This is a genomic window from Marinomonas rhizomae, assembly GCF_003315485.1.
GTDB classification, from domain to species: domain Bacteria; phylum Pseudomonadota; class Gammaproteobacteria; order Pseudomonadales; family Marinomonadaceae; genus Marinomonas; species Marinomonas rhizomae.
On record NZ_QNSE01000005.1, the window covers coordinates 263317 to 276503 of the forward strand.

Here is a 13187-nt window from a genome sequence, read left to right on the forward strand (position 1 = left end):
AACAAGCGGATGACCCGACCTTTTTGTGTATTTTTTGTACGACCCTAGTCAACAGATGCTTGATCTGACTTTCTCTCTTTCTTACATAGCCAGTTATGTAATTCCCCCCACAACAGCGGACTCGCTGCCCAAACAAGGTTACCATTTAGCAATCCATCATTATTAAGGAAGCCTGTAATCCGGCCACCAGCTTCTTCGATTAACAGTAAGCCAGCTAACGCGTCCCAACTATTAAGATGAGATTCGAAATAGCCATGAACCAGCCCTGATGATACATGCGCGAGCATAAGAGCACCGGCACCAAAGCGTCGATACTCGATATTCTGTTCATCTAACATCAAGATAAGATCACAGTATTCTTGCACAGGCCGACGATTTGAACGCCCTAAACCAAGCAGCTCCTGACCTTTTTCGGGATCATTAATCTGTAACCGAATGCCATTCAGATACGCTCCTTGGCCTTTCTTGGCACTGAAAAATTCATCTCGATCTGGCGCATAGACAAAGCCCATTTGAATCTCATTATTTTTTACATAAGCGACCGAAACACACCAATAATCCATACCTTGAACATAATTGGTGGTGCCATCAATAGGGTCAATTACCCACACTCCGCTGTTTTTTGCGTTTATTACTTGAGTCAAACCACTCTCTTCGCCTAAAAAGCCATCTTCTGGAAACAAGGAGCGAATCACTTGCCTTAACTCATCTTCAACCGCTATATCAGCTTGTGAAACAAAATCTTGTCGACCTTTCGTTGTAACTGACAACCCCGATTGACGAAGGGTTTGAGCGCGCTTACCTGCTTTTCTGATCGCGACTTCTAAAACGTGATAGTCATCTTGCATGCTATTTTTTCCTCATCATGTCAGGCTAAAAACTTGGCGACGTATTTCTGATCACCAACTTAACCGGAATTTCTTCAATACATTGATCAATATGCGGATCTTGCCCCCTGGCTTCCAAGCAAGATAAAACACGCTTCGCAGTTTCCTCGACGTCTTGATGAATCGTCGTTAAGCGATAACTGTATTGCGCGGTTTGCGGCGTATTATCAAAGCCAATAATGTGAAAATCAGTTGGTGCATCGAAGCCATTTTCTCGCATACCATCTAAAAAGCCGCAGGCCAATTGAGCATTAGCGCAAAACACACCATCGACGGTTTTTCCTTGCGCACAAAACCGGTGAGCCGCTAGCCTTCCGCCTTCGTAACCATCTATATCAGCGGTAACATGAAGTAAATCGCCCTCATCGCATACGCCTTGTTCAACCATTACCTGACGAAACATTTCACCACGATTGATACCAGACCATGTGGACTCTCTGTAATTGAGCCACGCAATAGACGAACAACCACTGCGCACAAACTGCTCAGCAACAAGCAAGGCCGCCATCTTATTATCAGAACAGACAAAATCCACATAAGGGATGTCCATATGACGATTAATGCCTACAACAGGGATATTATGTTGAACGCATTCTTTGACTAAATCCGCTGGCGGCTGACCAGACGTAACCACAACGCCAGAAACTCGAAATTGTGTAAAACGCCGAATCGTCACTTCCAGCTCATTGGCATCACGCACTTCTGTGACAAGTGCTTGATAACCTTTTCTTTGGATTTCACTTAACAAACCTTCAAGCAAGCTACTACGAAATGGGTCACTCAGACGCGCTACAACCACGCCGATTAGTTGACTACGTTTACGATTTAAACCCTGAGCCAAAAAATTGACTTGGTAACCAAGCTCATTTGCCGCCTGTAATATTTTTTCACGGGTTTCTCTCGCGACATTGCCTTGATCACTAAACACTCGAGACACCGACGCACGAGACACGCCAGCGAGTTTCGCCACATCTTCAGCAGACGCAGAGCGACTGCGTCGAGAATTGGTCACAATTTGCCTCCTTGTCCTGCCGAAAGAGAATCAAAAACATGTCGACTAAGCTCAATATCCTCTAAATCCAATTGCAAACCATCTCGACTCAAAAACATGTCAGGAATATCCCTCACGGCTTGCAATAAACTCGGTATCGCCTCATCAAAACAATGATAAATTCCCAATGCCTTAGCACCAGTGTCCACTAGCAAGCGCTCACAACCGGGCAAATCCCCATGGGAGGAATCATTGGATAAAGCCTCAAAAGACGCGCACTCCTGAAAAGCCATGTCCACATCTTTCATCAACGACTGGCTGGCGGTCGTAGGACGCCCATCTCCACTGTAAAACAAGGTTTTTTCATCGGCCGAAATTCGAATCGCTTTGTTCGCCATTTCATGCTGAGTGTTCGCTGTGCGGATTTGCCAGTGCTTCCATTCAAATTCGTTCGCAATATCCTGCCAATGAATCTCAAAGCACACCTGAGTTTCCGGCCACACAGCCAACTCCACCAGCGCTTTTAGAGGTTGCTGCTGTTCTGCTTGGCAAAAAATAGTCAAAGGCTCCGTTCGCTTGAAGCTTTTCCATTGATTAATCAGCGCAGCCAAACCTGAGCTATGGTCAGGATGAATGTGCGTAAAATAAATTACCTGAATATCATTCACACCAATATTTCTCTGCCAAATCGCACGTGGCACCGTTGGCCCACAATCGATAAGCCATTGGTTTTGCTGACAATCTATAATTCTAATCGAGGAGGTATTGTTGCGTTTAGAGAACGCACTGCCACTGCCAATTACGTCAATTTTCATACTGCCTCACTAAGATGTCTTTTTAGCTTAATTAAATTGTCATAAAGATCCGACAAAGTAGACCACCATAATGTCGGTTAGAGATTGCATTTTTTTTACAAAACGCTGAACACGTGTTCATTTGTTAAAAAAACTTAAAAAATCCTACCAACACTCGTTTTATCGGTTTGGAGAAAAAACAAGGCATGGCGCACTTACACATAAAAAACTTACAGGCAGGCTACGGTAAAAAAATGATATTAGACAATATCAATTTAACCGTTGAGCAAGGCGAGATGATTGCCTTACTCGGTCCATCTGGCTGTGGAAAAACCACGCTACTCAATGCCTTATGCGGCTTTGTTCCTGTCAGTAATGGCGAAATTTTTGCCGGTGACCGAGCCGTTTCTCAGCTTCCCGCCGAAAAACGCAACATTACCATGGTCTTTCAAAGTTACGCTCTTTGGCCTCACATGACCGTTGCGCAAAACATCGGTTATGGACTGAAAGTTCAAAAAGCCAAACGAGTAGAAATAGAAAACCGAGTTACCGAGCTACTGAACATCGTTAAGTTAGAAGGTTTAGAGGATGAAAAAGTCACCGCTCTTTCAGGAGGGCAGCGTCAACGAGTGGCTCTGGCTCGTGCGTTGGCGATCAGACCCGATGTACTGGTTCTCGATGAGCCTCTTTCAAATCTTGATGCAAAGGTTAGACTAAGCGTTCGTCATGAAATCAAAGCCCTGCAAAAGCAACTCGGCTTCACCTCACTCATAGTCACCCATGATCAAGAAGAAGCCTTGGTAATGGCGGACCGAATCGCCGTATTAAACCAAGGCAAAATCGAACAAATCGGTACACCAGAAGAAATTTATCATCACCCAAGTACGCCTTTTGTCGCCGACTTCATGGGTGCCGAGAACCATATCGAGTGGCCAACTAACGACGACGCTTTCCACCTAAGCCTGAATAACCATGCCGCTCCATTAGATATTTATTTTCGTAGTGAAAATGCAGTGTTATCGACTCAGCCCTCTGCAATCAAAGATGACTTCCATACGGGCTTGGTGATCAACGGCCATGTCGCGCAAAGTGTTTTCTTTGGCAACAATTATCAAATTAGTGTGCGCTGCGGGAAGCACACTATTCAAGCCGATCACGATCAGAATCTGCCTGAGCACACTCCCGTGACCTTACGCGTTCCTATCGATGCACTGTATGCTTTCACTAAAAACGAAAAGCATTCAGAGCATCAAAAAAACCATGCTGTTTCTGTTTAATCAATGAGGATGAATCATGTTTGCTAAAACTAACATCGCCGTAATTGCCGCTGTCGGCCTTACTCAATTTTCAACTTTTGCTCATGCAGAAACCACTCTTAACGTGGCCTCTGCGGGCAGTCAAAATATGGTGGATTACGTAAAAACTTACCTAGCGCCAAAATTTGAAGCAACGCACCCAGGCGTTAAGGTAAAGGTTGTCGGCACAGGGCCAGGTGATGCAGGTTCCCACAAAATAATGGAGAAACTATCGGCTCAGCAAAACAGTGGCCTTAATAAATGGGACATTGATGTCGCTGTTGTACACCAAAAAATCGGTGGAGAAATGGTAGAAAATGGCCTGCTGTCACAATACCGTAGCGAGATTAATACGGGCAAAATGGTCTCCCGAGACAGTGCGAAAAATGCCCTAGGCATCGATGTTGATGGTTACGTTATGCCTATGTTCCATAGCCAAACCGCCATCGCTTATAACAGCGACTTTATCACAAACCCGCCAAAATCTTACGACGAATTAGTTCAATGGACCCAAAAACACCCTAAATCCTTTGGCTATAACGGTATTAAAAACGGTATGTCTGGTGTGAGCTTTGTGACGGGCTGGATTTATGCTTATGGTACCGATGCTGAAAAGTTGTCCTCTATGCCATATGACAAAAGTGTTGAGTCTTCTTGGGGCAAAGCCTTTACCGAACTAAAAGAGTTCAACAAGAACATTACTTTCACACCGGGCAACGCAGGCACATTAGACATGCTAAACCGTGGTGAGATTTTTATGGGGCCAGTTTGGGTCGACATGTTCTATAGCTGGAAAGAACAAGGCAAGATTCCACCATCACTTAAACTCTCTTTGATTGCACCAGGCATGCCTGGACAGCCAATGTACTACGTAACGCCAGCCAAAGCAGAACACCCTCAGTTGGCACGTGAATTTATTGAACTAGCGACCAGCCCAGAAGTTCAAGCCAACGGCATTGTGAAACAGTTCAACTGGTATCCAGGCATTGATGCGAATTATGTCGAAGCCAAGCTTGATAAAGCCACATGGGAAAAATTGTTCGCAGAAATTACACCGGACGATCTATCCAAATATGGCAAAAGCTTTCCGATTGGGCCCTACTTTGATGACATTAAAGAAGGCTACGAGCGTAACGTTTCTAACTAGATCCGTGCAGAACTAAAGCATTGAGTGAAGAGCTCGCTCAACATAAGCCCTGAGCAATGATCCCTTAAATTAAACGGCTCAGGGCCTTTTTATCTCGTGTTGGTTATTGGAAGTAAACATGCGTCAAACAACATCACGCAATCTGCTAAAAAATCACCTTTGGTTAATCGCCCCTGCAGCGCTTATGGTCGGTATTTTCTTCTTATACCCTTTGTGCTTTTCCCTCTATTCGGCTATTACATTAGACAACGGTGCATTCACTCTTAGTCATTTACACAAAGCCTTTGAGCTTTATTCAAATGACATACTTTTCACTATTGTCATTGTGTTAAGTTCTGTTGTCATTTTGGCGGTATTATCCGTCACCATCGCGGCGTTAATTACCTTATCGCCTTTTCGCTCTTTGACGAAAACACTCGGCTTTCTTTATCGCTTGCCTCTGTTTATTCCCTTTATTGTCACCGCGCAAATGATGCGTACCTTTTTAGCGAAAAATGGCTTAATGAATAATGCCTTTGTCGCTTCTGGCTTGTTAACTCCCATGGACACTGTGTCTTTCCTTGGTTGGAGCGGCATTATTATTACCTTTGTCTGGAAGCAATTGGCCTTTTCGACCTTGTTAATCTCTGGCGCCATGGCCGCCTTGGACGACTCTCAAATTCGTGCTGCCCGTAATTTAGGCGCATCACGTTTGCGTATTCTGTTTCAGATTATCTTGCCACAAATTATTCCTACTCTTGGTGTCGCCATGGTCTTATCTATTGTCACCATGATGTCGGTATTGTCCGTTCCATTAATGATAGGTACAGGCTCTCCTACAATGATGACAGCAGACATGGCATTTCGAATTAATTCTTATGGCGATTATCACGTGGCGAACGCGCTAGGTTTGGTGTCTTACTGTATTTGCGCTGGCTTGGCGTGGTTTTACCTTCGCCAAAACCTCAAAGAAAAAGGGGCTAACTGATGATTTATCCACACAGCAAAACCTTACTAGAAAAGTTCAACGTCCGCTCTTTCCGCCCCAACTTCTGGCTACAATGTTTGTTTATTTTGTTGCTCGCGTTGGTGATATTTGGGCCAATCATGAATCTACTGATTTGGACAGTTACGGAGAGTTGGTACTTCCCTCATGCGCTACCAAGCCAATGGGGGTTCAAATATTGGCAGCAAGTATTTAACCCTTATAGCGATGTGTCTGGTTCATTATTTACCAGCTTACTGATTGCGGTATTAACCGTGGTGGTTTGTATGATCGTCTCAATACCGGCGGGGTATGCTCTATCCAAACGCAGTATGCCGTTGCGTGTTTTTTGGATGTTACTGTTTTTAATCCCTCAAGCATTTCCAAACTTAACCGTGTACATGAACATCGCTCGGCTGTTTTATGACTTTGGCTTAAACGGAACCTTGCTAGGTGTGGTCATAGTCCATAGTGTTCATGGTTTGATGTTTTCTATCTGGATCAGTGTCGCGGCATTTTCATCGACGGACCCTATGCTAGAGCGTGCGTCCCGGAATTTAGGTGCAGGTCCTTTCTACACCTTCTTTCATATCGTATTACCACAAGCCGCTCCTGGGCTTATTGCCAGCTGTATTTTTGTTTTTTTAGAGTCGCTAGACGAATTTACTGGCACTTTTTTTGTAGGTTCGCCGAATATCAGCACATTGCCGCTTTTACTTTATACCGCTAGCATGGAAGGGAACTATCAAATTGCCTCGATTACTGCCTTAATTCTTCTCGTGCCTTCTATCTTATTTATGGTCATTATCCATAAATTTATGAAACCAGAAATGCTGTCTAAACTCGGAAAGTAAATGATGAAAAAGTAATGCTATGAAAACAAAAACAGCTTCAAGGCAGCAGCAGTCGACATAATGCGAATTAGCCATTTGAATTGGATAGGGTTCACTTTCTTTAACACGTGGTAGCCGATGAAAGACCCTATCACCAATCCAGGCACTGCATATAAGCTGGTTTTTGTACTCTCGACGGAGAGCAAACCAAGACTAATATAAAAGGGTAATTTCACTACATTAATAATGAAAAACGCCCACGCTCGGGTGCTGACATAGGTTTTCTTATCCAGCTTTTGCTCTAATAAGAACAGGCTAAATATCGGTCCTGCAGCGTTGGCCATCATGGTGACAATACCGCCAAGAAAACCCATTGAATAAGCCGCAAGCGGCTTTTGCATAAAGGAGGTTGGACGATAATCTAGATAAAGCCCTAATGCGATCATGGTAATAATCATCACCCCGAGAAAGCTCACAAATTGCTCGCCATCAATGTTCGCTAAAAAATGACTGGCGACAAATACCCCTAAAAAAGCCAAAGGTAAAAAGCGCGCTAACACAGACCAAGCAATTTTCGACCTATAACTAAACACCGCCATAATATCGGTAATAATGTACAGAGGCAGTAAAATAGCTAATGCCTCAGGTCCAGGAACCGCAATCATCACAATGGGCAAGACTAATAATCCCATGCCCCCCACAGAAAATTTAGAAAAGCCGGTAATTAAACCCGCTAAAAACAACACAACCATAACAGAATCCACATTTTCCTCCTTCAAATATCTCACGAAATAACTCGTTTTATGCGTGCAATGATACGGCAATTAATGAACAATAAATAATCTCGTTTTATTATTAAAACGATAAAAATTACCAATCATTAAGTGAGCATTATGAAACTGGATCAACTCAGAGCTTTTATCGCAGTAGTCGAAACGGGCAGCTTTCGTTCCGCTGCTGATTCTATTCATAAAACCCAGCCAGGAATCAGCGCGGCCGTAAAAGCCTTAGAAGAACAGTACGGAATTTTACTGTTTGATCGAAACAGTTATCGTCCAACGCTAACGACAGAAGGTCATGCTTTTTTTCAGCAAAGCAAAAAACTCATGTCACAGGTTCTGCAATTGGAAAACCTAGGCCATGATCTTGCCCAAGGCACAGAAGCACCACTGCAACTCTGTTTAAGCCAAATGGCACTAGATGATGACTGCATGTCACGTATTAAAGCTTTCCAACAGCGACATACAGGCATTGCTCTGGATATCACCACAGATCACCTTTATGGCGTGCAAGACAAGCTCACTAAGAACAAATGTGAAATCGCTATTGGCCCAAGATACGGGCTCGATGACAGACACGCTTTTATCGAGTTAAATAAAATCACCATGATCGCTGTGATTAATCCAGAATTACTTGTCACGCTTAACGCAGGCGATACCAAAATCAAGCAACAATCTCTCTATTCGATCCCTCAAATTTTGGTGAACGATACCACGGCTAACGCATCAGAAAATGGCCATAGATATGTTTTACCAACAGGAAAACGTTGGTATGTGAACGATTTCCAAGCGAAGAAAACCTTATTGATTCATGGACTTGGGTGGGCTCGAATGCCAAGACATTGCATTCAGTCGGAGCTGAAGAATGGGCAGCTAGTGCCGATTGAAGTGGAAAACTTCACTTCACAAAACCAGCTGCCCATTTTTATGATTCGTCTACGTCATCAAACCATGAGTTCGCAGGCGAATATATTCTGGGAAATGATGAAAAACTTTTCTAATAATACAAAAAATGATCTATAAAGTACGGTTCAATGCCCAATCGTAGTCTAGGAAACGGATGGTCATATCCTTGTCTTTAAGTATCTGAAGCGCTTCAGGACTTAAGGACAAGTCGGTCGCATGATCGGCCAGAAACTGCTCCAATGACGAATACCCTTGCCAGCCTTTTTCAAAATCTTCTCGATACCATTTAAAGATCGATGAAAGCTCTAACTGGTTGTCATTGATTCGATTCCGGCTGCGATCTTGCAAGAAAAGCTGTGTTTGTTCATTAAGCTGAGTATCCAAGCTTTGCCCCTTGTAAGCTTCGTTGCGAAGCGCAGGACAACCGATACTCGCGCAATTCACCGCAAAATGAATGCGTGGATCTTGATAGCGATCTGAACCACGAATCAAGTTGTGTTCGATATCATCCAAAGAACGTGTTTTGCCCAATAATGGAATAAAAGACTTGCTCCACGGCGAACTAAAAAAGCGGCCCAGATCTTTAATCGAATCCAAATCCGGCCACTCAGTAAGAATCAAATCCACCGTCCAGGCGTTATAAGCATTGATCAAAAATGCCAGTTGATTATCTTTCGACCAGTCATCAAATTCAGACTGGCTAACGTTCTCTAATGTTTTTAAATAAGCATCCAAAGACGCTTTATCATCAACGAAACCTTGATAATCTACTTGGCTTGCCTGACCGCCATTGAGCGGAAGTACATGCTGTTTTAGCAATGTATTCCACTGACTATGATCAAATTCATTTGCCGCGCTTAGCGGGGAGCTGAACAAGCCAGTCAAAACAAAACTGAGTAGAGTAAAAATCAATAATCGAGATTTATTCATCGAATTAACCTCGGCGCCAAGTGTGGTATTTTTCCAGCCAATTCAAAATACGCTGCGGTGCGTGAGCACGCTTCCACTCACCGGCGGCGTATTTGTTAGATTCCGCCCACGTCGGATAAGTGTGGATAGTGCCAAGAATTTTATTCAAACCTAGGCCATGTTTCATCGCTAGAACAAATTCAGCTAATAAGTCACCAGAATGTTCACCAACAATAGTGACACCGAGAATCTTATCCTTGCCAGGAACAGTCAGCACTTTTACAAAGCCTTTTGTCGCACTGTCGGCAATTGCACGATCCAATTCATCAAATTCATAACGAACCATTTCATAAGCAATACCCTGCTCTTTGGCATCTTGCTCACTTAATCCAACTCGCGCCACTTCAGGGTCCACAAACGTCGCCCATGGAATCACGCGATAGTCCGCACGGAATTTTTTAAACGTACCAAACAACGCATTCACGGCGGCATACCATGCTTGATGTGCGGCCACATGAGTAAATTGATAAGGACCCGCGACGTCGCCAGCAGCATAAATATTCGGAAAAAGTGTTTCGAGGTAATCATTAGTTATGATGTTACGATCAGTTTCCACCCCAATATTCTCTAAGCCATAACCTTCAAGACGGGCCTGACGGCCGACAGCACAAAGTAATGCATCAAACTCTATGACACTTTCTACTCCGTCTTTTTCAACGATCAGACGTTTCACGTCACCCTCTTTCTCACAACGTACCGCATTATGAGAGGTTAGAATATTTACCCCATCGGCTCTCATACTTGCTTGAACTAATTCAGACACTTCTTGGTCTTCACGAATCATAATTCGCTCAGCACGTTCTACCTGCGTCACGTTAGAGCCTAGACGAGCAAAGCTTTGCGCTAACTCAGAACCAATCGGACCACCACCTAATACAACAAGACGTTTTGGTGGCGCATCAAATTTTGCAAACTCTTCCCAAAGTGTATCACTGGTGTAATAACCCACATCGTTCAAACCAGGCAATGGTGGTACGAATGGACGTGCGCCCGTTGCCAACACAATACTGCGTGCTGTCATACGCTTAGTGCCGCCTTCGTTTAATTGGATCTCAACCGTCCAAGGATCAATTAATTTTGCGTAACCTTGTACAACATCAACACCCAGATTTGTGTAGCGCTCAATACTGTCATGTGGCTCCACTTTACTCACTACGTCATGAACACGCGCCATAACTTTCTTAAATGAAAACGTCGGTTCGCTGCTATTCAAGCCATAGTTCTCTGCGTGGCGCATTTGCTGTGCGACTTTCGCACTTTTAATTAACGCTTTACTAGGAATACAGCCATAATTTAAGCAATCACCGCCCATTTTATGCGCTTCAATCAAAGTCACTTTCGCTTTAACCGTTGCCGCAATGTAAGCACTTACCAATCCACCAGCACCACCACCAATGACAATTAAATTACGATCAAACGTTTTTGGCTTGGTAAATCCAGCATAAACACGGCGAGCTTTGACCACATCAACTATTTTTTTCGCGATAATTGGAAATACGCCCAACAACACGAAAGACAACAATAGTGAAGGCGATAGAATACCGGATAGACTCTCTAGCTGACCTAATTGAGTCCCCGCATTCACATATACCACGGTTCCAACCAACATGCCGGCTTGGCTTACCCAATAAAAGGTCAAGGCTCGAATTGTAGTAAGGCCCATCAGCAAATTAATTAAGAAAAAAGGGAAAATCGGAACAAGGCGGAGCGTAAATAAATAAAATGCGCCTTCTCTTTCGATCCCTTCATTAAACGCTTTTAGACGATCACCAAAGCGTTTTTGCACCGTCGCTTGAAGCAGATACCGAGAAACTAGAAAAGCCAATGTCGCACCAATTGAACTAGCAAAAGACACAATCACCGTACCCCAAACCAAGCCAAACAAGGCACCAGCCGCTAGCGTCATGATCACCGCGCCAGGCAATGACAAAGCGGTCACGATGACATACAAAAATAAAAATGCACCACTCACCAAGAAGGGGCTGGCTGCTCGCCATTCCTCAAACCGCACAAGACCCGATTTCAAACCATCTAAAGTTAATAGCTGGTGCAGATCAAAATAGAAGAAGCCCGCTGCCAATGCTGCAATGAATACCAGCAATCCAATTTTTTTCATTCGTCAAACTCCAAAAGAGCCTTGCGACTCAGGAAAAATACAATCGATAATTTCTTTAATGATAGTTAGACACAATACAGGCTGGAATTATTACAGCAATATGGATTATTTTTTAAATAACCGACAAAAGAGCAGAAAGAGAGACAGTGTCTGGCCAAACCAAACACTGTAATAAGAAAAGAAGAATGTCTTATAAAACGGTTTTAATACGCCCAGCCCATAAACTAAATAACACACCAAAGCTGCACACGCACAAAACCAATACCACCAAACCAGGAAGACCATAAACCGCAATTGACGTAGCAAAAGTTGGTGGTCCAACGGTCGCACCAAGGTTACCAAATTGAGCAAGCAAGCCATAACCTTGTGCTTGTTCACTTGGACTACGGGCAAGAGTTGGAATCATCGCCAATGCAGAGCCCGGCACCATACCAAGGAACAACACCATCACGCCAACCACAGCGCAAAATATTTCCGCAGAGCCACTAATGAAAGACAACACCACGGCACAACTAGCAACGCCGCAATACGCCATTAATGCAACACGCTGTGGTCGCATCAAGTATTGTGCAATCGCACCCGCCAAAAAAGTCCCACCAGTACTGATCAAAGGCAACACCACCATCATCAACTTCTGTAATGTCGAATCACCAATCAGCCCTGGAATATAGGTCAAGACAGACACCAAAGTGCAGGTATAAAACAAGAACACACAGCTTGGTAGCAGCGCTCGCGGATTACGATAGATCTGCATCATTTGCTTAAAGAAACCATCTTGCATTTCTGTGATAGGAACCAAGTCCAACACTGGATTCTTTCTTAATTTAAAGAACAACACTACACCCATTGTGGTAATAAAAACGCCATGGCTTAAAAATAAAGCCTGCAAACCGTATTGATCTAAAATGCTCTTTCCCGCCCAGCCACATACAGCAAACGCGACCCCAAAGAAGGTACCCCAAATTCCCATAGTCAAAGACTTATGCTGAGGTGCACTTAATTTAGCAATCAAGGTTGGCGCAGCAACAACCACACCCAATTGAGAAAAACCTTCCAACATGCGAGTCACGAATAACAGGTTAAAAGGTGGCAAAGTAGACTGAATCAAAGACAAACTGCCACCCAGCAATAAAGCGCCGACCAACACCTTCAAATAACCAACCCGACTTGCAATCATGCCCGCCGACACACCAAACACCAAGCCTGCGATACCAACCGCAGAAAGCGCTGCTCCGGTTGACGTCGCGCCCATCTGATAATGCTCAAGCAAACCATCAAACGATACCGAAAACTTCGCAAACTGCATCGCCGCTGAAATACCCGCGATCCAAAGCAAAATAACTTCCAACCATTGAGTTCTCGGCTCAGTGATTGATGAATGAATAGACGTATTGGACATCTTGCTTCCCTATTAGAGTAAAAATCAGCCATTCACTGCATAAAGAGATGAACTTAAAACTGACCTTACGGACAAAATATGGGCGATATTCTAAAGCAAAAAGCACC

Annotated in this window: 12 protein-coding genes; 5 read left to right on the forward strand and 7 right to left on the reverse strand. The window is 43.9% G+C overall.

Annotation, left to right across the window (positions count from 1 at the left end):
• Window positions 1-44 precede the first annotated feature (44 nt).
• The 3 genes from DFP80_RS08005 to DFP80_RS08015 are packed head-to-tail and all read right to left on the reverse strand — an operon-like array spanning window position 45 to window position 2693.
• Window positions 45-848, reverse strand: coding sequence for an inositol monophosphatase family protein (locus DFP80_RS08005; protein WP_113916277.1), 804 nt, complete (start codon window positions 846-848; stop codon window positions 45-47).
• Window positions 849-873: 25 nt separating this feature from the next.
• Window positions 874-1899, reverse strand: a complete 1026-nt coding sequence (locus DFP80_RS08010) for a LacI family DNA-binding transcriptional regulator (RefSeq protein ID WP_113916278.1) — start codon at window positions 1897-1899, stop codon at window positions 874-876.
• Window positions 1896-2693, reverse strand: a complete 798-nt coding sequence (locus DFP80_RS08015; RefSeq protein ID WP_113916279.1) for an MBL fold metallo-hydrolase — start codon at window positions 2691-2693, stop codon at window positions 1896-1898. Before DFP80_RS08015 ends, DFP80_RS08010 begins: the two co-directional genes overlap by 4 nt.
• A gap of 185 nt (window positions 2694-2878) precedes the next feature.
• On the opposite strand from DFP80_RS08015, the gene DFP80_RS08020 reads away from it, so the two are divergent.
• From DFP80_RS08020 to DFP80_RS08035, 4 genes are all read left to right on the forward strand, one after another.
• On the forward strand, window positions 2879-3949 hold the full coding sequence (locus DFP80_RS08020) for an ABC transporter ATP-binding protein (RefSeq protein WP_113916280.1): 1071 nt from the start codon (window positions 2879-2881) through the stop codon (window positions 3947-3949).
• A 16-nt stretch (window positions 3950-3965) separates the two neighbouring features.
• Window positions 3966-5114 (forward strand): ABC transporter substrate-binding protein, encoded by a 1149-nt coding sequence (locus DFP80_RS08025; RefSeq protein ID WP_113916281.1) that lies wholly within the window; start codon window positions 3966-3968, stop codon window positions 5112-5114.
• Between the two features lie 118 nt (window positions 5115-5232).
• Window positions 5233-6081, forward strand: a complete 849-nt coding sequence (locus DFP80_RS08030) for an ABC transporter permease (RefSeq protein ID WP_113916282.1) — start codon at window positions 5233-5235, stop codon at window positions 6079-6081.
• Complete coding sequence (locus tag DFP80_RS08035; protein ID WP_113916283.1) at window positions 6081-6932, forward strand: ABC transporter permease; 852 nt, start codon at window positions 6081-6083, stop codon at window positions 6930-6932. The genes DFP80_RS08030 and DFP80_RS08035 overlap by 1 nt, the downstream gene beginning before the upstream one ends.
• A 17-nt stretch (window positions 6933-6949) precedes the next feature.
• Here DFP80_RS08035 and DFP80_RS08040 read toward each other — a convergent pair whose 3' ends face one another.
• Window positions 6950-7675, reverse strand: a complete 726-nt coding sequence (locus tag DFP80_RS08040; RefSeq protein ID WP_113916284.1) for a sulfite exporter TauE/SafE family protein — start codon at window positions 7673-7675, stop codon at window positions 6950-6952.
• A gap of 129 nt (window positions 7676-7804) precedes the next feature.
• Between DFP80_RS08040 and DFP80_RS08045 the strand changes: the two genes are divergently transcribed.
• Window positions 7805-8713, forward strand: coding sequence for a LysR family transcriptional regulator (locus tag DFP80_RS08045; protein ID WP_113916285.1), 909 nt, complete (start codon window positions 7805-7807; stop codon window positions 8711-8713).
• Here the strand turns inward: DFP80_RS08045 and DFP80_RS08050 are convergent.
• From DFP80_RS08050 to DFP80_RS08060, 3 genes are all read right to left on the reverse strand, one after another.
• The gene (locus tag DFP80_RS08050; protein WP_113916286.1) at window positions 8708-9526 is read right to left on the reverse strand and encodes a DUF547 domain-containing protein; all 819 of its coding nucleotides are present in this window, start codon (window positions 9524-9526) and stop codon (window positions 8708-8710) included. The genes DFP80_RS08045 and DFP80_RS08050 overlap by 6 nt on opposite strands.
• A 4-nt stretch (window positions 9527-9530) precedes the next feature.
• A complete protein-coding gene (locus DFP80_RS08055) occupies window positions 9531-11681 on the reverse strand; it encodes a dihydrolipoyl dehydrogenase family protein (protein WP_113916287.1) in 2151 nt (716 codons plus the stop codon).
• 190 nt (window positions 11682-11871) lie between these two features.
• Complete coding sequence (locus DFP80_RS08060; protein ID WP_113916288.1) at window positions 11872-13080, reverse strand: MFS transporter; 1209 nt, start codon at window positions 13078-13080, stop codon at window positions 11872-11874.
• Window positions 13081-13187: the final 107 nt, after the last annotated feature.

Bases quoted from the DNA above. Each gene is read 5' to 3' on its own strand.
- DFP80_RS08005 (WP_113916277.1), bottom strand. From the start codon at position 848: ATGCAAGATGACTATCACGTTTTAGAAGTCGCGATCAGAAAAGCAGGT.
- DFP80_RS08015 (WP_113916279.1), bottom strand. From the start codon at position 2,693: ATGAAAATTGACGTAATTGGCAGTGGCAGTGCGTTCTCTAAACGCAAC.
- DFP80_RS08020 (WP_113916280.1), top strand. From the start codon at position 2,879: ATGGCGCACTTACACATAAAAAACTTACAGGCAGGCTACGGTAAAAAA.
- DFP80_RS08025 (WP_113916281.1), top strand. From the start codon at position 3,966: ATGTTTGCTAAAACTAACATCGCCGTAATTGCCGCTGTCGGCCTTACT.
- DFP80_RS08030 (WP_113916282.1), top strand. From the start codon at position 5,233: ATGCGTCAAACAACATCACGCAATCTGCTAAAAAATCACCTTTGGTTA.
- DFP80_RS08035 (WP_113916283.1), top strand. From the start codon at position 6,081: ATGATTTATCCACACAGCAAAACCTTACTAGAAAAGTTCAACGTCCGC.
- DFP80_RS08045 (WP_113916285.1), top strand. From the start codon at position 7,805: ATGAAACTGGATCAACTCAGAGCTTTTATCGCAGTAGTCGAAACGGGC.
- DFP80_RS08050 (WP_113916286.1), bottom strand. From the start codon at position 9,526: ATGAATAAATCTCGATTATTGATTTTTACTCTACTCAGTTTTGTTTTG.
- DFP80_RS08055 (WP_113916287.1), bottom strand. From the start codon at position 11,681: ATGAAAAAAATTGGATTGCTGGTATTCATTGCAGCATTGGCAGCGGGC.
- DFP80_RS08060 (WP_113916288.1), bottom strand. From the start codon at position 13,080: ATGTCCAATACGTCTATTCATTCATCAATCACTGAGCCGAGAACTCAA.